Annotated in this window: 19 protein-coding genes; 1 reads left to right on the top strand and 18 read right to left on the bottom strand. The window is 47.8% G+C overall.

The features are described 5' to 3' along the window. Positions 1 to 75 precede the first annotated feature (75 nt). From CHH53_RS07225 to gpr, 15 genes are all read right to left on the bottom strand, one after another. Positions 76 to 522, bottom strand: coding sequence for a GatB/YqeY domain-containing protein (locus CHH53_RS07225; RefSeq protein ID WP_095215457.1), 447 nt, complete (start codon positions 520 to 522; stop codon positions 76 to 78). A gap of 21 nt (positions 523 to 543) precedes the next feature. Beyond that, complete coding sequence (gene rpsU, locus CHH53_RS07230; RefSeq protein WP_077308578.1) at positions 544 to 717, bottom strand: 30S ribosomal protein S21; 174 nt, start codon at positions 715 to 717, stop codon at positions 544 to 546. A 141-nt stretch (positions 718 to 858) separates the two neighbouring features. Next, a complete protein-coding gene (deoC, locus tag CHH53_RS07235) occupies positions 859 to 1,524 on the bottom strand; it encodes a deoxyribose-phosphate aldolase (protein WP_095215458.1) in 666 nt (221 codons plus the stop codon). Between the two features lie 26 nt (positions 1,525 to 1,550). Then, positions 1,551 to 2,897 carry a tRNA (N(6)-L-threonylcarbamoyladenosine(37)-C(2))-methylthiotransferase MtaB gene (gene mtaB / locus CHH53_RS07240; protein ID WP_095215459.1) on the bottom strand — a complete coding sequence of 449 codons (1,347 nt, stop codon included), beginning with the start codon at positions 2,895 to 2,897 and terminating at the stop codon, positions 1,551 to 1,553. A gap of 11 nt (positions 2,898 to 2,908) precedes the next feature. Continuing rightward, positions 2,909 to 3,655, bottom strand: a complete 747-nt coding sequence (locus CHH53_RS07245; RefSeq protein WP_095215460.1) for a 16S rRNA (uracil(1498)-N(3))-methyltransferase — start codon at positions 3,653 to 3,655, stop codon at positions 2,909 to 2,911. Positions 3,656 to 3,670: 15 nt separating this feature from the next. After that, the gene (prmA, locus tag CHH53_RS07250; protein WP_095215461.1) at positions 3,671 to 4,609 is read right to left on the bottom strand and encodes a 50S ribosomal protein L11 methyltransferase; all 939 of its coding nucleotides are present in this window, start codon (positions 4,607 to 4,609) and stop codon (positions 3,671 to 3,673) included. 20 nt (positions 4,610 to 4,629) lie between these two features. Continuing rightward, the gene (dnaJ, locus tag CHH53_RS07255) at positions 4,630 to 5,754 is read right to left on the bottom strand and encodes a molecular chaperone DnaJ (RefSeq protein ID WP_095215462.1); all 1,125 of its coding nucleotides are present in this window, start codon (positions 5,752 to 5,754) and stop codon (positions 4,630 to 4,632) included. Positions 5,755 to 5,904: 150 nt separating this feature from the next. Next, a complete protein-coding gene (gene dnaK, locus CHH53_RS07260; protein WP_095215463.1) occupies positions 5,905 to 7,722 on the bottom strand; it encodes a molecular chaperone DnaK in 1,818 nt (605 codons plus the stop codon). 36 nt (positions 7,723 to 7,758) lie between these two features. Beyond that, positions 7,759 to 8,319 carry a nucleotide exchange factor GrpE gene (gene grpE, locus CHH53_RS07265; protein ID WP_095215464.1) on the bottom strand — a complete coding sequence of 187 codons (561 nt, stop codon included), beginning with the start codon at positions 8,317 to 8,319 and terminating at the stop codon, positions 7,759 to 7,761. A gap of 66 nt (positions 8,320 to 8,385) precedes the next feature. After that, positions 8,386 to 9,414, bottom strand: coding sequence for a heat-inducible transcriptional repressor HrcA (hrcA, locus tag CHH53_RS07270; protein ID WP_095215563.1), 1,029 nt, complete (start codon positions 9,412 to 9,414; stop codon positions 8,386 to 8,388). Between the two features lie 76 nt (positions 9,415 to 9,490). Further along, complete coding sequence (hemW, locus tag CHH53_RS07275; protein WP_095215465.1) at positions 9,491 to 10,651, bottom strand: radical SAM family heme chaperone HemW; 1,161 nt, start codon at positions 10,649 to 10,651, stop codon at positions 9,491 to 9,493. 62 nt (positions 10,652 to 10,713) lie between these two features. Continuing rightward, a complete protein-coding gene (gene lepA, locus CHH53_RS07280) occupies positions 10,714 to 12,534 on the bottom strand; it encodes a translation elongation factor 4 (protein WP_095215466.1) in 1,821 nt (606 codons plus the stop codon). Positions 12,535 to 12,648: 114 nt separating this feature from the next. Next, on the bottom strand, positions 12,649 to 12,984 hold the full coding sequence (locus CHH53_RS07285) for a hypothetical protein (protein WP_095215467.1): 336 nt from the start codon (positions 12,982 to 12,984) through the stop codon (positions 12,649 to 12,651). Next, a complete protein-coding gene (gene spoIIP / locus CHH53_RS07290; RefSeq protein WP_233134932.1) occupies positions 12,981 to 14,177 on the bottom strand; it encodes a stage II sporulation protein P in 1,197 nt (398 codons plus the stop codon). Before spoIIP ends, CHH53_RS07285 begins: the two co-directional genes overlap by 4 nt. An 85-nt stretch (positions 14,178 to 14,262) precedes the next feature. Next, positions 14,263 to 15,354, bottom strand: coding sequence for a GPR endopeptidase (gene gpr, locus CHH53_RS07295; protein ID WP_095215468.1), 1,092 nt, complete (start codon positions 15,352 to 15,354; stop codon positions 14,263 to 14,265). 158 nt (positions 15,355 to 15,512) lie between these two features. On the opposite strand from gpr, the gene rpsT reads away from it, so the two are divergent. Further along, positions 15,513 to 15,779, top strand: coding sequence for a 30S ribosomal protein S20 (rpsT, locus tag CHH53_RS07300; protein ID WP_095215469.1), 267 nt, complete (start codon positions 15,513 to 15,515; stop codon positions 15,777 to 15,779). 65 nt (positions 15,780 to 15,844) lie between these two features. On the opposite strand, the gene holA is transcribed toward rpsT, so the two are convergent. The 3 genes from holA to CHH53_RS07315 all read right to left on the bottom strand — a co-directional run bounded on the left by holA (position 15,845) and on the right by CHH53_RS07315 (position 19,977). Further along, entirely contained in the window at positions 15,845 to 16,882 is a 1,038-nt protein-coding gene (gene holA, locus CHH53_RS07305; RefSeq protein WP_095215470.1) for a DNA polymerase III subunit delta, read from the bottom strand. Between the two features lie 270 nt (positions 16,883 to 17,152). After that, positions 17,153 to 19,405, bottom strand: coding sequence for a DNA internalization-related competence protein ComEC/Rec2 (locus tag CHH53_RS07310; RefSeq protein WP_095215471.1), 2,253 nt, complete (start codon positions 19,403 to 19,405; stop codon positions 17,153 to 17,155). After that, positions 19,402 to 19,977, bottom strand: a complete 576-nt coding sequence (locus CHH53_RS07315) for a ComE operon protein 2 (protein ID WP_095215472.1) — start codon at positions 19,975 to 19,977, stop codon at positions 19,402 to 19,404. The genes CHH53_RS07310 and CHH53_RS07315 overlap by 4 nt, the downstream gene beginning before the upstream one ends. Positions 19,978 to 19,985 lie beyond the last annotated feature (8 nt).

Genomic DNA, 19,985 nt, shown 5'->3' on the forward strand with positions numbered 1-19,985 from the left:
ATATCAATAAAAAAGCGAAAATCCCAATCAGATGATGATTGGGATTTTCGCTTCAGATATTCATATGACTATCAGTTAAGACAAGTGCTTATTCACGATTTTATTAACTAAAGATCCATCGGTTTTGCCTTTTACTTTCGGCATGACAGCGCCCATCACTGAGCCCATATCTTTCTTGGAAGTAGCGCCTACTTCCGCGATGGTCTGTTTAATAATGTCTTCAAGTTCTTCTTCCGAAAGCTGTTCCGGCAAATAATCATTCAGAACCTGAAGCTCCGCTTCAAGCTTCTGAACAAGATCATCGCGTCCAGCTTCTTGGAATTCTTGGAGGGAATCTTTTCGTTGTTTTACCTCACGGGATAAAACGGTAAGTTCTTCATCTTCTGACAGCGTGTCATTACCAGTACGAATTGCTTCATTCTGCAGGGCGGCTTTCACCATACGGATGACGCTGAGCGTCTCCTTATCCTTTGCTTTCATCGCAGTCTTCATATCCTGGTTCAGACGTTCTGTTAATGACATATCTCTTTGCACCCTCTTTGCTTACTTACGCTTTCTAGCCGCCTCAGATTTTTTCTTGCGACGTACACTAGGTTTTTCGTAAAATTCACGCTTACGGTATTCAGATAGAGTACCGCTTTTAGAAACTGTGCGCTTAAAGCGACGAAGAGCATCTTCAAGAGACTCGTTTTTGCGAACGCGAGTAGTGTTTGACATGCTAATTTCCCTCCCTCCGAAGCATACAACAATGTGCTATCTCATATGCACTGCTGCATATGTCTTTGCTCATTATAATATAATGCTAAAACCTGGTCAATAGAAAGGTGCAGAAACCTGCACCTTTCACAAATAACTTAATCAATAATCGCTGCTGCCTGCCTGTCCCTTGATGATCTGGACACCGGCACTTGCACCGATACGGGTAGCACCTGCTTCGATCATGGCAAGTGTCGCTTCCCGGTCGCGTACACCGCCGGAAGCCTTCACTCCGATTTCAGGTCCGACAGTCTTGCGCATCAGACGGATATCTTCCACTGTTGCACCGCCGCCGGAAAAACCGGTTGAGGTTTTGACGAAATCGGCTCCGGCTTTGACTGCAAGTTCACATGCAGTCACTTTTTCTTCCTCGGTAAGCAAGGAGGTTTCGATGATCACTTTTGTCAATACTCCTGCAGCTGCTTGGACTACTGCACGGATATCCTCCTCCACAGTCGCCAAATCGCCTGACTTCAAAGCGCCGATGTTGATGACCATATCGATCTCCCCTGCACCTTTCTCAATCGCATCCTTTGTTTCCAAAGCTTTGACTGCAGTTGTGGATGCACCAAGCGGGAATCCGATGACGGTGCAAACCTTCACACCCGTATCTTTAAGCTGCTGTACGCAATGAGATACCCAGTACGGATTAACACAGACAGAAGCAAATTTATGCGTGGCCGCTTCCTTGACGATCACATCGATCTGTTCCTTTGTTGCATCCGGCTTTAATAATGTGTGATCAATATATGCTGCGATATTTTCCAAGAGAGATGACTCCTTTTGTAATCAATTTAGATAGTGACACTTGCTTCTGCGTCATCCATGACACGGACGAATTGACCTTCGTTATACGGATAGCCGGCTTTTGTCAATTTCACACGCACGATCTTCCCGATCATATCCGGTGTTGCCTCGAATTTCACCTTCAAATAGTTATCCGTATATCCGACATACAAAGAATCGGATTCTTTTTCATCATACAGTTCTTCCGGAATGACTTCGAGCACTTCATTCTCGAAGCGTGATGCATATTCTTTTGCTTGCTGATCGGAAAGCGTGATCAAGCGGTGCACACGCTCATTCTTGATTTCTTCATCGACTTGATCAGCCATACGCGCAGCAGGTGTCCCGGTACGCTTCGAATAAGGGAAGACATGGAGTTCGCTATAGCCGATTTCCTGTATGAAACGGTACGTTTCCATGAATTCCTCTTCTGTCTCTCCTGGGAAGCCTACGATCACGTCACTGGTAATGGCAAGGTCAGGTAAAGCTTTCTTGACTTTTTCGATCTTGCTGCGGTAAAAGTCAGTTGAGTATTTACGGCGCATCCGTTTCAAGACGGAATCCGAACCGGACTGGAGCGGTATATGCAGATGACGGACTATCTTTTCCGATTCATCCAGCACTTGGATGACCTCATCCGTAATCTGACTTGCTTCAATGGATGAAATCCGGATCCTTTTCAGTCCGCGGACATTCGTTTCCAATTCGCGAAGCAATTTTGCGAAATTGTAATCCTGCATGTCTTCCCCATAGCCTGCTGTATGGATCCCGGTAAGGACGATTTCCTTATAGCCGGCGTCCACCAGCTGCTGTGCTTGCTTCATCACGTCCTCCGGCTTACGGGAACGCAGAAGCCCACGGGACCAAGGAATGATACAGAAGGTACAGAAATTATTGCAGCCTTCTTGTATCTTCAAGGACGCACGGGTGCGATCGGTGAAAGCGGGCACATCCATTTCCTCGAAGACGCGATTCTTCATGATGTTGGAAACGCCATTGATCGGTTCCTTGGTCTTCTTGAACTCCTCGATATGCTCGATCATCTTATCACGGCCTTGCGTGCCTACCACGATGTCGACTCCCGGAATCTCCATGATTTCACCAGGTGAAGTCTGCGCATAACAGCCTGTGACGCAAATGACCCCGTCAGGATTTTTACGTACTGCCCGCCGGATGATCTGGCGGCTTTTTTTATCACCTGTATTGGTGACGGTACACGTATTGATGACATAAACATCGGACTGATGGTCAAAATCGACCCGCTCATAGCCTTGGGCCTTGAACTTCTGCCAAATACCTTCCGTCTCATAATGGTTCACTTTACAACCTAATGTATGGAATGCCACTGTAGGCATGAAAAAACACCTCATTCTTCAAAATGGTACGATAGACTAGCCAACATATACAAGGGAGCGGTTTCGGTGCGCAAAATACGAGGCCCAAGCCTTATAGGTGCAAAACCTGCGTTCCGAAGCGCATCTGCTTCTGAATCACTGAATCCGCCCTCTGGCCCAATTACGACAAGCACATTGTCTGATGGCGAAATACGCTCAAATACGGAACGAAGCGGTTCTGCCTTCAATCCTTTTGCCGCTTCCTCATAAGCGAACAATTTATGCTTATATGTATCGCTGCTGTCAAGCAGCTCTTGAAAGGATTGCACATCTTCGACTGCCGGAATGCTCAGGCGACTGGACTGCTCCGCTGCTTCTTTGGCTATTTTTTCAAGCCTGATCCGCTTTTTGTCTTTCTTTTTCTCATCCCATTTTACAACGGACCTGGCAGCTTGGAAAGGAATGAATCCAGCCGCTCCCAATTCCGTTCCCTTCTGCACGATCCATTCCAGTTTATCGCCTTTTGGCAGACCCTGGGCAATTGTTACTGTTACCGGCATTTCCGTATCATTGTCGACATTTTCAGAAACGCAGACAGTGACATGTTCCGATGACAGCTCAGCGATCTTGCATATTGCTGCACGCCCCTTTGGATCGACACAGATGATTTCATCGCCTGGCTTCATCCGCATCACGCGATTGATATGATGCGCATCCTGTCCGTCCAGCATAATCCGGTCATCCTGCCAATTGGCAGCTTCTACGAAATAGCGCTGCATCCTTTCACCTCTGCCTTATTTCTTCTTTGCAATGATGGCGACCCAATCTTCCATTTCATTTACTTCGACAATATCAAAACCCGAAGCTGTCAAGGCCTCTTTCACTTCATTTTTCTTTTGGCTGATAATGCCGCTTGTAATGAACAGACCGCCTGGTTTGATCAATTTATAAGCATCATCTGTGAATTTCAGGATGATTTCAGCCAGGATATTCGAGACGATGACATCCGCTTCCACCTCCACGCCTTCAAGCAAGTTATTCGGCCGGGCAGTGATGCGGTCGGCAGCTTGGTTGAGTTCTGCATTGATTTTCGTACTGTTCACCGCGACTTCATCCAGATCGAATGCATGTACATGCTCTGCACCAAGCAGAACTGCAGCAATGCTAAGGACCCCGGAACCAGATCCCACATCGATGACGATGTCGCCTTTTTTCACAAAACGTTCGATCGCCTGGACACTCAATACAGTCGTCGGATGTGTTCCCGTCCCAAAAGCCATCCCAGGGTCGAGTTCCATGATCACTTCATCACTTGCAACCGGTGTATAATCTTCCCATGTCGGGATGATAGTGAACTTTTCTGAGATCTTCACAGGCTTGTAATATTTTTTCCAGGCAGTGGACCAATCTTCTTCATCCACTTCACTGACTGATACTTCATTGGCACCTATATCAATCTGGTATTCGCTCAGATTGGATATTGCAGCCTTGATTTCATTCACCGATTCATTCAGGAAACTGTTCAAAGGCAAATATGCCTTGATGAAAATGCCTTCTGCCGGATAATCGTCCGGGTTCAGTTCGTAGATTTCACCAAATGTCGTTTTATGATCTTTTACCAGATCCTCCGGGTCCTGGATCACGACACCGCTAGCCCCTGCTTCATGCAGGATATTCGAAATCGGCTCGATCGCTTCATTTGTCGTATGGATACACAGCTCTGCCCATTTCACGCACTCGTTCACTCCTTTTATTAAGACTCACCCTTGAACGCACGTTTCATACGTGTAAAGATGTTGTCATGCTGCTCATCAGCCGGGTCGTTCCCGCTGATATCGTTCAATTCGCGCAGGAGCTCCTTCTGGCGGTCGGTCAAGTTCGTCGGTGTCACGACGCGGATTTTGACATGCTGATCCCCTTGACCATATCCGCGAACATTCGGCGAACCCTTGCCCTTGAGACGGAATGTCCGGCCAGTCTGGGTGCCGGCAGGGATTTTAAGCTTCACTGCCCCGTGGACTGTCGGTACTTCCAATTCATCCCCGAGCGCAGCCTGAGCGAACGTTATCGGCATTTCACAATAAATATTGTCGCCATCGCGGTCAAAGAACTCATGGCTGCGCACTTGGATGACTACATACAAATCTCCCGGAGGCCCTCCGTTGACACCGGCTTCCCCTTTTCCTGACACACGGATCTGCTGGCCATCGTCAATACCTGCAGGGATTTTGATGTGGATTTTATTGCGTTTGCGCACTCGGCCGGACCCACCGCATGTATTACATTTATCCGGAATGATCTTACCTGTTCCGTTACATGTATTACATACACGTCGATTCACTACGCGGCCGAACGGTGTGTTCTGTTCCACATTGAGCTGGCCGCTTCCGTTACAGTGTGTACAAGTTTTCGGCTGGGTGCCTGGCTTTGCCCCTGAACCATGGCATGTATCACATTCTTCTTCCTTCGGTATCTCGATATCTGTTTCTTTCCCAAAGATCGCTTCTTCAAACTTAAGCGTCATGGTATATTGCAAATCCGCACCTTGACGGGGTGCATTCGGATCCTGGCGCCGCGCACCACCGCCAAAGAACATATCGAAAATGTCGCCAAATCCGCCAAAATCCTGTGCTCCGGCACCACCGAAGCCCTGGCTCTGCGGACCAGCATGGCCGAATTGATCGTACTGGGCACGCTTTTGTTCATTTCCGAGCACTTCATATGCTTCTTTTGCTTCCTTGAACTTATCGGCTGCATCTTCAGCCTTGTTCACATCTGGGTGGTATTTGCGCGCAAGTTTACGATATGCTTTTTTGATTTCTTCCTTGGAAGCGTCTTTTCCGACACCGAGCACATCGTAGTAATCCCGCTTACTCACTGACAATCACTCTCCCGACTCTCTCTTTTACATAAATTTTATCATACCATTAAGCCGTACAGGCATCAAATGCTCTTAACATGTAACAAGTCAAAGCCGCTGGAGAGCAGGCTTTGACTTGTCGGGTGTCACTAATTATTGCATATAAGCTTATTTTTTATCGTCGTCGTTCACTTCTGAGAAATCAGCATCCACGACATCATCGTCCGCTTTTTCTGCACCTTGTGCTTGCTGAGCCTGTGCTGCTTGCTCATACAATTTTACAGACAAAGCTTGAACTTGCTCGGAAAGTGCGTCCTTCTTCGCTTTGATATCTTCGATGTCGGAACCTTCCAATGCTTTTTTCAGTTCTTCTTTTGCTGTTTCAGCTTTTTGTTTATCTTCTTCGGAGACATTGTCAGCCAAGTCTTTCAGCGTTTTGTCTGTTTGGAAGATAAGCTGATCTGCTTCATTGCGAAGATCTACTTCTTCGCGGCGTTTTTTATCTTCTTCTGCGTTTTCTTCCGCTTCTTTAACCATTTTTTCCACTTCTTCGTCAGAAAGACCTGAGGAAGATTTGATTGTGATGGATTGCTCTTTGTTTGTGCCAAGATCTTTTGCACGTACGTTTACGATACCGTTCGAGTCGATATCGAAGCTTACTTCGATTTGCGGTACACCGCGTGGTGCCGGCGGAATATCGGACAATTGGAAGCGGCCGAGCGTTTTGTTGTCCGCTGCCATCTCACGTTCCCCTTGAAGTACGTGAATGTCTACAGAAGGCTGATTGTCAGCAGCTGTAGAGAATACTTGGGATGCGCTTGTCGGGATTGTCGTGTTGCGTTCGATCAATTTCGTGAACACGCCGCCCATTGTTTCGATACCCAAGGAAAGCGGTGTTACGTCAAGAAGCACGACGTCTTTGACATCACCCTGCAAGACACCGCCCTGGATTGCAGCACCAAGTGCAACCACTTCATCCGGGTTGACGCCTTTAGAAGGCTCTTTGCCAGTTTCTTTTTTGATTGCTTCCACAACAGCCGGAATACGAGTGGAACCACCGACCAGGATGACTTTGTCAATTTCGCTGGCAGAAAGATCAGCATCGCGAAGTGCTTGACGAGTAGGTCCCATTGTACGTTCTACCAAATCAGCTGAAAGCTCATCGAATTTCGCACGGGATAGAGAAAGCTCCAAGTGAAGCGGACCTTCTGCACCGGCAGTGATGAACGGAAGGGAAATCTGTGTCTGCGTGACACCGGAAAGATCCTTCTTCGCTTTTTCTGCTGCATCTTTCAAACGCTGCATTGCCATTTTATCTTTGGAAAGGTCGATGCCGTTTTCTTTCTTGAATTCAGCCACAAGATGATCGATGATCACTTGGTCGAAGTCATCACCGCCAAGACGGTTGTCACCAGCAGTGGAAACCACTTCGAATGTGCCATCGCCGATATCCAGGATGGAAACGTCGAAAGTACCCCCACCAAGGTCATAAACAAGGATTGTTTGATCTTCTTCTGTATTGATACCATATGCAAGTGCTGCCGCTGTCGGCTCGTTGATGATACGTTCCACTTCAAGACCGGCAATCTTACCAGCATCTTTCGTTGCTTGGCGCTCTGCATCGTTGAAGTATGCAGGAACCGTGATGACTGCTTTATCCACAGTTTCGCCTAGATAATCTTCAGCGAAGGATTTGATGTACTGCAGGATGATTGCAGAAATTTCTTGAGGTGTGTAGGCTTTACCCTCGATTTCCACTTTGTAATCCGTACCCATATGACGTTTGATGGATTGGATCGTGTTCGGGTTCGTGATTGCCTGACGCTTCGCCACTTCACCGATTTGTCTTTCCCCATTTTTGAAAGCTACGACGGATGGAGTTGTACGGTTGCCTTCCGGATTCGGGATGACGCGCGCTTCTCCCCCTTCCATTACGGATACACAAGAGTTTGTTGTACCTAAGTCAATACCAATGATTTTACCCATTTTGTATTTTTCCTCCTTCAAAGCATATGTAGTGCTTTATTGATTCACTTGAACCATAGCCGGCCGGATGACACGGTCTTTCAGCTTATAGCCCTTTTGCAGTTCCTGTACGACCGTATTCGGTTCGTATTCGTCATTTTCCACCTGCATGACTGCTTGGTGCAAATGCGGATCGAAAGGCTGTCCGACTGTTTCGATTGTTTCAATGCCTTGTTTGTCGAAAGCTTCTAATAGCTGGCGATGTACCATGCGGATACCATCGACAAAACCTTTATTCGCCTCTTCATCCTGGACAGTCTGAAGAGCGCGATCCAAATTATCGACAACCGGAAGCAAGGCTTCCGCCAAATCTTGGGATCTATATTTGCTGGCAGCTTCTTTTTCCTTCTGCGTACGCTTGCGGAAATTGTCATACTCAGCCTGCACACGAAGAAGACGCTCATAAATTTCGTTTTTCTCCTGTTCGAGCTGGACTAGTTTTTCACTGCCTTCATCGTTGGTTTCGGATTCCTCAGCCGGAGCTTGATCGATCACTTCTGCCTCGACAGCTTCCTGCTCTTCGGTTTCATTCACTTTTTCTTTTTCTTCATTCGCCATGATGGTCACCTCCTGAAAAACATCTCTTATATGAAAGGCTTGCCGAAAGAGCAAGCCATATTCAACTCATTTCTGCCAGTCCTGATATGCACTTGTCAGTTTCTTCGATAAAACATGCATCAGCGACATCACACGGGAATATTCCATCCTGGTGGGTCCCAGCAGGGCCACAGTCCCCATATGCGTGCCATCAGCTGTATAACTCGCTGTCACAAAGCTGCAATCCTGCAGCGCATCCAGCTTGTTTTCCGTTCCGATGGAAACATGCAGGCCATCTTGCTCCCCCTTGAGAAGATCGGCTATCATTTCACCTTCTTCTTCAATCATCGTATAAAGGGTACGCAGCTTATTCAAGTCCTGAAAATCAGGCTGCATCAGGATATTCGTCTTTCCGCCGAAATAAAGCTTGAGCGGCTGCTCTGTTTCCATGAAGGAACGCAGATAAGCAAAGATAGTCTCATAATGCACAGTATGCCGTTTGAGCAAATCCTGCACTTCCGCCTTCAGCCTGCCGGGCACCATCATAAGCGGCACACCGGCCAAGCGGTCGTTGAGGATATTCACTACCTTTTCCATTTCGCCATGATCCATTCCATCTGGTATACGGAAAGATTTGTGTTCCACATGCCCAGTGTCTGTCACAAGGATCATCACCGCACTGAAATCCGATAAAGTCAGAATCTGGATATGCTTCAGCTTCGTCTCCAGCATTTCGGGTCCGAGTATGATACTCGTATAGTTGGTCAGCTCCGATAACAGTGCTGCAGACTGCTGGACGATTTCCTCCATCTCCCGAATATTCGCAGAGAATGTCTGTTTGATTGCTGTCGTATCCTCTTGCGTCAAATGAAATGGTGTCAGTAGATGATCCACGTAGAAACGATAGCCTCGTTCGGAAGGAACCCTTCCAGAGGAGGTATGCGTCTTTTCAATCAAGCCAAGCTGCTCCAGTTCAGCCATATCATTACGGATCGTCGCCGCACTATAGGCAACATCCTGCTTATTGGAGATAGCACGCGAGCCGATTGGCTGCGCTGTTTCAATGAAATCATCGACTATGACCTGAAGGATACGCAGCTGTCTTTCTGTCAGCATGATCATCACCTCGATTAGCACTCTTGTTTGGCGAGTGCTAAATATACATATAAGGTAACAAAGCCTATTAAAATTGTCAATTCGAAATGCTTGCTGGTTCTTCGTCCAAAAGGAACTCCTGGAATACATCATTTCCAAATAAGAAACCATCTTCCGTCATGGCAACATGAGCGTCATCTTCTATCAGCCATCCTTTGGCAATCAACAAATCGAGCGGCTTTCGGTACACATCGGCAAGCTCCACACCGAATTTTTGAAGGAATGCAGCTTTACTCACCCCTGATTTTTTCCGCAAGCCAAGGAATAGCTCTTCCTCGATACGCTCTTTGCGGCCGATAGGCTCCTCATGCAGCACAGGTATGCCATTTTCATTAGCTTGCTTCAAATAAGCAGGCAGCGGGCGGATGTTGATGATACGACGGCCCGGCAAATAGCCATGCGCCCCAGCGCCAAGGCCGTAATAAAAGTCATTATTCCAATACGCCAGATTATGCTGGCTTTCCTTGCCTGGAAGCGCAAAATTGCTTACCTCGTACTGCTGTCTGCCATGCGCCTTCATTTGGTCACGCAGCAGATTGTACATGCTGGCTTCCAATTCTTCCGGTGCTTTCTTCAGTGTCCCTTTTTTGTAACGCTGATAAAAGACCGTCTTTGGCTCGATTTGCAGCGAGTAAGAGGAATAATGCGGCAAATCGAATTGCAAAGCCTCTTCCACAGTATGTCCAAATTGCTCCAAAGTCTGTCCTGGGAGCGCATAAATCAAGTCGATGCTGATATTGTCAAAACCAGCCTGTTTAAGCAGGTCAAGGCTTTCATATACATGCTTCACCCGATGGACCCTGCCGATTGCCTCTAACAATCGATCATCAAACACCTGGACACCAAGGGAGATGCGATCCACACCATACGCTCTCAGCAGCTTCGCTTTCTCCAATGTCAGATCGCCAGGATTGGCCTCAAAAGTATATTCCTTGGATGCATGTACATCAAACGCTCGGTCGACACTTTTCAAGACATGCTCAAGCTGCCGCATGTTAAGGGCAGTCGGCGTGCCCCCACCGACAAATATCGTATTCATTTGCTGTCTGCTCGGGATGTAGTGCTCTATTTCTTTCCTCAAGGCTTCCACATATTCATCTGCACTATCTTCCCGGTAAAAAAACTTCGTAAAATCACAATAGTGGCAGAGCTGTTCACAAAACGGTATATGGATATACGCGGATTTCACTTCGTTCATCATGCAGCCTCCTTCCGCAATGACAAACCCTTGCCGGATAAGGACAAGGGTTGTCTGTTTTTTTATTCGTCGTCCATCTGCAGGATGGCCATGAATGCTTCCTGCGGCACTTCCACGGAACCGACCATCTTCATGCGCTTCTTACCTTCTTTTTGTTTCTCAAGCAATTTACGTTTACGCGAAATGTCCCCGCCATAACATTTGGACAGGACGTTTTTTCTCATCGCTTTGATATTGGACCGGGCAATGATCTTATTTCCGATTGCAGCCTGTACCGGTACTTCGAACTGCTGACGAGGTATAAGTGTCTTCAGCTTTTCAACAATCGCTTTACCGCGTTCGAAAGCAAAATCACGGTGTACGATGAAGGATAATGCATCTATCGTGTCGCCATTCAGAAGGATATCCATTTTCTGCAGGTCGGATGCCTTATAGCCTACCAGCTCATAATCGAAGCTTGCATACCCTTTGGTTTGGGATTTCAGCTGATCGAAGAAGTCGTACACGATTTCGGAAAGCGGAATTTCGTAGACGACATTCACACGGACATCGTCCAAATACTGCATGTCCTGGAAATCGCCGCGTTTCTTCTGGCATAGCTCCATGACCGTACCGACATAATCATTCGGTACCATGATCGTAGCTTTGACGTATGGCTCCTGCACTTCCGCACGTGATTGCGCATCCGGTAAAGCTGCAGGGTTGTCGACTCGGATCTCGCTGCCGTCATTCATGACGACGTTGTAGATAACACTTGGTGCTGTCGTGATCAAATCGATATTGAATTCACGTTCGATCCGCTCCTGGATGATTTCCATATGCAGCAGACCAAGGAAACCACAGCGGAATCCAAAGCCCAGCGCCTGGGATGTCTCCGCTTCGTATTGCAACGAACTGTCATTCAGCTCGAGACGTTCGAGTGCTTCCCTCAAGTCATTGTATTTGTTCGCATCGACCGGGAATAAACCGCAATAAACCATCGGATTCAATCGGCGATATCCCGGCAGTGCCTCACTGGCAGGATTATCAGCCAATGTGATGGTATCCCCGACCCGCGTATCACTTACATTTTTGATGGAAGCCGTCAAATAACCGACGTCCCCGACGACCAGCTCGTCCTTTTTGACCGGTGCCGGATTGAAGACACCGACTTCATTGACTTCGAATTCTTTTCCTGTCGCCATCATGCGGATTTTATCGCCTACTTTGACCGAGCCTTCCTTGATACAAGTATAAGCCACGACTCCGCGGTAAGAATCATACAAAGAGTCGAAAATCAATGCTTTCAACGGTTCTTCCGCATCACCTTTTGGCGGCGGGATACGATCCACGATCGCCTCAAGGATTTCTTCTATACCTATTCCGGCTTTGGCGGATGCCAAAATTGCATCACTTGCATCGATACCGATGACATCCTCGATTTCCTGCTTGACCCTCTCGGGATCGGCACTCGGTAAATCGATCTTATTGATGACCGGGATGATTTCCAGGTCATTATCCATTGCCAAATAGACATTGGCCAATGTCTGAGCTTCGATTCCCTGGGCAGCATCCACTACCAGGATTGCTCCCTCGCAGGCTGCCAAGCTCCGGGATACCTCATATGTAAAATCGACATGCCCTGGTGTATCTATCAAATGGAATATATATGTCTCGCCATTTTCCCGTTCATACTGAAGCTGCACCGCATTCAGCTTGATCGTGATGCCTCGCTCCCTTTCCAGATCCATTGCATCCAAATACTGCGCCTTCATCTCGCGCGCAGTAAGAGCTTTCGTCTTTTCCAGAATACGGTCAGCCAGTGTCGACTTCCCGTGATCGATGTGGGCAATGATCGAGAAATTCCGCACATGCTGCTGATTTCGTCTGTTCGTCTCTACCAATCAAAATCACTCCTAAATTGTCCGAAGCTGCCCACTTGGAGGCAGCCGTAACAATAACTAGCATTGATTATAGCAATTGCGCCTTGTTTATTCAATGTTTTTAAGCGCTTAGCCTCAGCCGAACAATGCATTGGAAAGCTGTTCGACAGCTGTGATGAAACCGGAACAGATACCGCTGAAGATACTTCCCAGGCCGCTGGCCAGCCGCTGCACGAACGATCCATCCGCGCCTTCATCCGTCACAGGTGCCGTTTTTTCCATTACAGCTGCATTGCCTGTACCATCGAATGTCGACGAGGCAGTCAGTTCTCCTTCTTGCTGTTCTGGGGCTGGCTGCTGCCCTGCTGCTGGCGGCAGATCAGCCCGTTGTACATCCTCTTTCTCCATGCCGATCAGAATCCCGCCAAAAAACAAGGTCAGCATCGTCAGTACAATCACTACATATTTCATTCCGCTTGTCCCCCTTGGACTTTTTCTGCTTCCCAGTAATAGTCGGCAAATATATCCGCAAACAATTCCGCCGTACGTGTCGCTTCTTCCAATGTATTTTCCGCGCCACCTATTTCCAGAAGGGCTGCCTTATCCGAAACATCCTGGTTATAGACTCCATCTACCCCTGCCCCTTGTTTGGTGATGACCCCCCGGCTCAAGCCTGGGTATTCCTCTTCGATCTTTTTGTGCAAATCCGTTGCCAGCTTCAAATTCTTTTCATAGTCTTTATTTTCCGCGCCGACGACAAAGACGATTTTTGCATATGTTTCACCGTCGATTTCCTTGGTTGTATCCTTCCTTTTCAAACTGTCCCGGTGGATATCAAATACGAAAGAAATATCTTTATGCTCCGCAACGGCCGCCTCCACCACTTCCCGTGAAGCTTCATAGGACTGATGATATGCCATTCCTTTTTCATTGAGGATCGCTCCGATATCCGTCTCATCCGAAATCGTCCCTATGCCGAGCTCTTCCAATCTTTTTGCCAATGCCCCGCCGGCATGCGTTACATTGGCATTTTTGTTATAAGCATTTTCTTGCTGCTGTGCATCAAGGGAGGGCAAGTACGACTCCTGGTTGTGCGTATAATAGATATAGACAACATCTTTTTCGCCCGTCGAAGGTGCAGGCTCCGTTTCCTTACCATCTTCTGCTGGTTTTTGTTCCTCTTCGGCCGGTGTTTCTTCTTCTTGCTCTTGGGCAGGTTCTTCCTCTATGATGTGCTCCGGCTGTCCGGATTCAATCGGCAAGTTGGTATAGTTTGTCCCTTCTCCGGCAATGACTATCTGGTTCTCATATAGAGAAAAACCTGGAATCTCGGAGCCGAGGAGCGTCCGTGGATCATCCGGTTTGATCGTTGTCAGCATCTGAAGGAAAACAGTGGATAGCTGGATCGGCGGAGCTTCTTCGGGCCGGACACTTCGGAAAACCTTGTTTTCACTGCCTAGTATGTCCAAATAAACCGTGCTGTCAAGCTGCCTTGTCCAATCCGTCAATGCCTGAGAGGACAGCCGATATGCAGGTCCGGCAGTAGTGAGCGCCGCTATGCCGGTCAATAGGAAAAGGACAGATCCGATGAGGATGATTGTCCGCTTATAGATGAACAGTACGCCTGAATGCTTTCGCTGATAGCCGCTCCTTTTTTTGCCCACGAAAGAAGCTCCTCTCTTTTTGAATCTAGTTGATCTCTACTAGAATCTATGAGAGAAGAGCTTGAAGTAGAACCTCCGTAAAAAATCAGCGTGTGTAATCGGAGAGATTCGCCGGGTCGACCTTTTCGTGCAAGGCTCCATTGATGCCGCCGGCAATGACATGGGCCATATCCGCAATGAAACCATCCACTTCTTTTGGTGTCACCATGAGATTATGTCCAAGCGGTGTCAGCACCTCATGAATCAGCTGGCGTTTTTCCCCTTCCGTAAGCCCCCCTACCATACCGAATATGGCCTGACGCTGTTCATCGCCCGGCAAGTCCTCTTCCGTCAGTTCCTTTTTGCCAAAACGCATCCCTCCAGGGACCAGCGCTTTTGAAGGTTTATCCTTTTCTTTCCACTCCCTGCCGAAATGTTTGAAAAGATAGTCGATCGTATCACTCGTTATCGTAACTGCATCGACCACAGTAGGGACACCTATACTGAAAACCGGAATGCCCAATGTTTCCTTGCTAAGCTCCTTCCGTTTATTCCCAACGCCGGACCCTGGATGAATGCCAGTGTCGGATAGCTGGATCGTACTGTTTACCCGGCTGACAGAACGAGCTGCCAGAGCATCCACCGCTATGACGAAATCCGGCTTCGTTTTCTCGATGATACCGTGGATCAGCGTACTCGTCTCGATACCTGTCGTTCCCATGACCCCCGGCGATACAGCGGAAACGGGCCGATATCCATCCGCCACCGATTCAGGCTGCAGCTCGAATAGATGATTGGTGACCATGATCTTCTCGATCACTTCGGGTCCAAGGGCATCCGGCGTGACATTCCAGTTCCCCAGTCCGACAATCAAACCTGTCGCGTCCGTTGGTATATTGTTTTCAGCCAGCATTTGTTCAAGCTCTTTGGCAAGCACAAGTGCTGTTTCTTCTTCTTGTTTCGTATCTTGATTCTTGATTGCTTCCGTATGGATCGTAATATAGATGCCAGGTTTCTTCCCGATCTGCTTTGCGCCTTCTTCGTTCACCTGTACATAATTGACGGTGATGCCTTCCGTTTTTTTCTCCGTCACCGAAATGCCTGCTGCCGTTCCCTGTTTTTGTTCACTTGATGTATAGATATCCTTTGCTTCGATAGCCAAATCCGTCCGTACTTGCAGCTGCTTGATCAAAACCATCCCTCCACTTTTCACAAAAGTCAGGTTTAGCATAAGCAGATTGTCCGCAAATCATACGAAAAGTGACAGCTTCAGCAAAAAGAATTGTTGAAAACATCGCTCTGCTTTGGTACAATGGCTTTTGTTGTAAGATGAATTGTGCCGGAGGTGAAACAAACATGGCAAATATTAAATCAGCGATTAAACGCGTTCGTGTAAACAACGATAGCCGTCTAAGAAACCAAGCTTTGAAAAGCGACTTGCGTACTGCAGTGAAACACGTGGAAACTGCTGTTTCCAACAACGATGCTGAAACTGCTAAAAAAGCGCTTCTAACAGCTTCCAGCAAAATTGATAAAGCTGCACAAAGTGGTGTCATCCACCGCAACAAAGCAAACCGTCAGAAGTCTAGCTTGACTAAAAAAGTTAACGCTCTTGGCGCATAATATGCTAAGAAAAACGATTCCTTATACGGAATCGTTTTTTTAATAGGAAAAGCCCGGCAGGTTCATCAAACCATCCGGGCTTTCTTCCGTATAGTTGCAATTTGCTGCAGCAAAAGCTCAAAGGCAAGATTCTTTTCCATACGCCCCTGCTTCAAATCAGCATCCGTTTCAGCGGCCAAGAAGAGGATATGCTTCAATTCTTCCGCGGCGAAATGAGCTTCCCGCTTCAGCGCCAGCTTGATTACGAATGGATGGACCTTCGTCACTTCCGCCATCTTTGCTTGATTGTAACCCTTTTGCTTCAGGAGCTTCACATGCAGAATCGTCCTGAATTGGGAAGCAAGCAGCGCTACCAAGGCAATCGGCTCTTCCTTCAGCTTGATTAAATCGTGGAAAATATAGATTGCTTTCGCCAAGTCACCTGCCATCAGGGCATCGACTAGCTTCAAGCCCGAGCTGGTCTGCTGATGGGATACCAGTTTTTCTGCCATCTCCAAGGTTATGGTGCTACCCTCCCCTGCATAAAGGGCAAGTTTTTCGATTTCACCCCGCAGCAGGGCAAGATCCGTGCCGGCTTCCTGTATGAGCAAATCCGCCACTGTATCCTCCAGCCCGATGTTATACTCCTTGCTTAATGTACCGATCCACTCCGATAGATCCCATTCCTTTACTGGCTGGCAGGCGACAGCTTGTCCCGTCTTCTTGATGAGCTTGACGATTTTCTTCCGTTCGTCAACCTTTTCATAGGAAGCAAGCAAAACGAGTGTCGTCCAAGCGGCCGGATTTTGTGCATACTGCTCCAAACTTTCCAATCGATGATCCACAGCCGACTTATCCGGCTTCGCTTTCAGGAAGAAGGGATGGTAAGCGAAAATCAATTTTTGTTCGCTGAAGAAAGGATATTCTTCCGCATCCGCTATCACTTCCTGGATGGGGGTTTCCTCCAAGTCATAAACAGAAACATTCGTTCCATCGGAAAGGGCGAATTGTTTCTCTAATTTTTCCTTTATATCCTGCATGAAATAGGACTCCGTGCCATATAGTAAGTATATAGGGGAAAAATCCTTTTTCTTGATTGCTTTTAAAGCGTCAGTATACGACATGTTCTCACTCCTACGTAATCCTATTGTTTATCGTATCGACAAACAGAGATAAACGCAAGATGGAAACAGAGGGGAACAACCCAATGTCCCCCCTTATCTATATGAACGCCCTTGTTAGCCAGCTCCGGAGGCTGTAACACGAAGCGGTGTTTTTCTTACCTCTAGGTTAACCTGTCAGCCCGCAAGTTATAGGTGACAACTCTTGCTAATCCAGGTAAGTACCTGCTGCAAGGAGGTAAGTTCATATGCCTCTTTTATAACTACCGTATTCTATGGGAGGAACGGGCTAAATGTGCCTGTCTTCCCCGAGAAGGCATAGACGACAGCCCCATCCGTATCTGTTCGCCAGATACGGATGTTTTGCTGTTCCAAAGCTTGTATCACCTCCGGGGAAGGATGACCATAACGATTGTTGCGGCCAGCCGATATTAAAGCCGTTTCTGGCTTTATAAACGCAAGGAAATCCGGATCAGTCGATGTATTGCTGCCATGATGCCCGACTTTCAGTACATCTGCCTGTAACGATGGATAACTCCTGATGAGCTCCATTTCTTCCTCCTTGCCTATATCCCCGGTAAAAAGCCAGCTCTTTCCCCCAAGCCTTGTATACATGACAAGCGAATTTCGATTCGGATCTCCCTTATCCCTGGCAGGTGCCAGCAGCTGAACCTCCCAGCCCGGAAGCCTCAGGAGTTCTCCGGAGCGCCAAGGAATTATGTCTGTATCTGTATTCCAGTCATCCATCTTGGATTTTTCAAAATAGACCGAGGTCCGCACCCAATCCACATGGAATTCTCTTGTCAGTTTGCCGATGCTGCCGATATGATCATGATCCGCATGGCTGGCGAAAATGCCATCCACTTGTGCAATGCCCCTCTCATAGAGAAACGGCTTGATCACTCGCTCGAAATTTTTATCCGTTGGTTTAAAATCCATGCCGACACTGCCAGCTGCATCTATGAAGTATATACCTTTCCGATACGGCAATTCGATGACGAATGCGTCTCCTTGACCGATATCGAGCATCGTTACATACCCGGTGCTGCTTGTATACGGCAGGAGCACCGCTGCCAGCGGGATAGCAGTAAGTATGGCGCCATACCCAACGGCTTTTCTCCGTCTGCGCTTCTCCCATGCAGAACAGAATAAAATAAGCACCGCAAAATAAAGCAAAGAGAGTCCTATCGGCAGCTTTCCAGTCACCCAGGGATAAAAGGCCACACTATCTATCGATTGGATGATTCGAATCACCATATCATTCAGAAAGCGAAAAACCCCTCCCAGAAGAGCTGCAGCCTGCGGCCAGGGAAAGAGCAGGATACTGATCAAAAGCAGAAGCGGTATAGCGACGAATGTGTAAAATGGAATGGCAAAAAGGTTCATCAGAACGGAGAGCGGATTGAGGAAGTAGAATTGAGAGACCTGCAGGGGCAGGATGACAAGCTGGCTTAACAAACTTGTTTCCAGCAGGGCACTGATGAAGGAACCAGTATAAATCCGGGCAGACAGAAGCAGCGCCAAGCTGACCAGAAACGAAAATTGAAAACCGATATGAAATAAATATCGCGGATCGAGGACAAGCAAAAGCAGAAAAACGATACTGATGCTGTCAATGATCGGCAGCCGTATCGAAAAACGCAGCAGCACCATGATCAGCATCACCATCAGAGCCGAACGCCATACGGATGGCTCGCCTCCGGCAAAAACTGGATATATACCCAGGAAAATGAACAAAAACCAAAAGGACTTCTCTACCGTCAGGATTTGAAGCTTCGTCAGCACAAAATGAAGAATGGCAGAAAATAATGCAATATGCATGCCGCTGATGGCCAGGATATGCGACAGGCTCCAGCGGTTAAAAAGATTGATCGTTTCCTCATTTAAATTACTGTCTTCACCGGCGATCATTGCCTGCACCCATGCTGCGGTTTCCGGATCGAGACGCTCCCCTGCTTCGTGCAAAAACGCGGCTCGAGCCTTTGACAGCTGGCTGAATGGAGAAGAACCAGTACAGGTGATATCCTCCAGGTTTTGAAGCTCCAGCTCATAAAAGACCCCTTGCTGCTTTAAATAATGCCGATGATCGAATTGCCCGGGATTAGTGGCAGCATCGGGATGCGCGGGACTTCCCTTCATCGTACATATCGCACCTGTTGTCAAGCCAGGCAGTCTTTCTTGATCGTCTTGTTTGAAATATGTCACTTGTATCGATGCTGAACCGGAAGGATCTTCGGCCAGGAAACGGATCATTTCATTCGTTTCAGAAAGGCCGGATATGGAGGAAGTGAGCAGGATTGATTCATCCAGGGGCAGCTCATGTGGAATTGGCTGTCCGAGGGTGCTGTTGCCGTAAAATAACAGCGCGGCGATATTGGATAGGAGGAATGCCTGCAGGGGGAGCCGCTTTGTACAATACAGGAGGGACAGCCATATCATGACTGCAGGCAGCAAGACAATGGATAAGGAATGCGCCAGCATGCCCCCAAGGGCTGCCAGCGCAACAATATGCCATCTTCCGATCATATTCGTTCTTTATATGGAAGCTGATAGCGAGACACAGCTTCATCGGCAAGCCGCTGACTTTCAGCATCACCGGTCTGCTTGAGCTTGTCCACGACCCTTTCCATCAAATCACGTGTTTCTTGCGGTTTTGTATCCACCACCACCGCATCGAGCGCTACGTGCTCCGTCCTGACACCTGCTTCAGCGAAAAGTTCGACTGCATAAGGGTGATTTTTATAGTCACTTGCATAATAGACCGTTTTGATTCCTGCCTGTATCAACGCTTTGCAGCATTGCAGACATGGAAAATGTGTCACGTAGATTTCCGCGCCTTCTGTCGGAACTCCGAATTTTGCACATTGTAAAAGAGCGTTCATTTCTGCATGCACCGTCCGCACACAATGGCCATCGATGACATAACAGCCCTCATCGACGCAGTGCTTGCTGCCGGTGACGCTGCCATTGTACCCGCCGGCTATGATCCGCTTATCCCGGACAATCGTCGCACCGACCATCAGTCTCTGGCATGTACTGCGCAATGCCAATAAGTGGCTTTGCGCCATAAAGTATTGATTCCATGCTATTCTTTCCATGACACTTC

Source organism: Terribacillus sp. 7520-G (genome assembly GCF_002271665.1).
Taxonomy (GTDB): domain Bacteria; phylum Bacillota; class Bacilli; order Bacillales; family Amphibacillaceae; genus Terribacillus.

What these genes read in the sequence shown, in the direction of transcription:
- rpsT (WP_095215469.1), top strand. Translation starts at nt 15,513, where the DNA reads ATGGCAAATATTAAATCAGCGATTAAACGCGTTCGTGTAAACAACGAT.
- CHH53_RS07310 (WP_095215471.1), bottom strand. Translation starts at nt 19,405, where the DNA reads ATGATCGGAAGATGGCATATTGTTGCGCTGGCAGCCCTTGGGGGCATG.
- hemW (WP_095215465.1), bottom strand. Translation starts at nt 10,651, where the DNA reads ATGAACGAAGTGAAATCCGCGTATATCCATATACCGTTTTGTGAACAG.
- CHH53_RS07285 (WP_095215467.1), bottom strand. Translation starts at nt 12,984, where the DNA reads ATGAAATATGTAGTGATTGTACTGACGATGCTGACCTTGTTTTTTGGC.
- gpr (WP_095215468.1), bottom strand. Translation starts at nt 15,354, where the DNA reads ATGGTTTTGATCAAGCAGCTGCAAGTACGGACGGATTTGGCTATCGAA.
- mtaB (WP_095215459.1), bottom strand. Translation starts at nt 2,897, where the DNA reads ATGCCTACAGTGGCATTCCATACATTAGGTTGTAAAGTGAACCATTAT.
- CHH53_RS07245 (WP_095215460.1), bottom strand. Translation starts at nt 3,655, where the DNA reads ATGCAGCGCTATTTCGTAGAAGCTGCCAATTGGCAGGATGACCGGATT.
- CHH53_RS07315 (WP_095215472.1), bottom strand. Translation starts at nt 19,977, where the DNA reads ATGGAAAGAATAGCATGGAATCAATACTTTATGGCGCAAAGCCACTTA.
- dnaK (WP_095215463.1), bottom strand. Translation starts at nt 7,722, where the DNA reads ATGGGTAAAATCATTGGTATTGACTTAGGTACAACAAACTCTTGTGTA.
- CHH53_RS07225 (WP_095215457.1), bottom strand. Translation starts at nt 522, where the DNA reads ATGTCATTAACAGAACGTCTGAACCAGGATATGAAGACTGCGATGAAA.
- grpE (WP_095215464.1), bottom strand. Translation starts at nt 8,319, where the DNA reads ATGGCGAATGAAGAAAAAGAAAAAGTGAATGAAACCGAAGAGCAGGAA.
- rpsU (WP_077308578.1), bottom strand. Translation starts at nt 717, where the DNA reads ATGTCAAACACTACTCGCGTTCGCAAAAACGAGTCTCTTGAAGATGCT.
- holA (WP_095215470.1), bottom strand. Translation starts at nt 16,882, where the DNA reads ATGTCGTATACTGACGCTTTAAAAGCAATCAAGAAAAAGGATTTTTCC.
- hrcA (WP_095215563.1), bottom strand. Translation starts at nt 9,414, where the DNA reads ATGCTGACAGAAAGACAGCTGCGTATCCTTCAGGTCATAGTCGATGAT.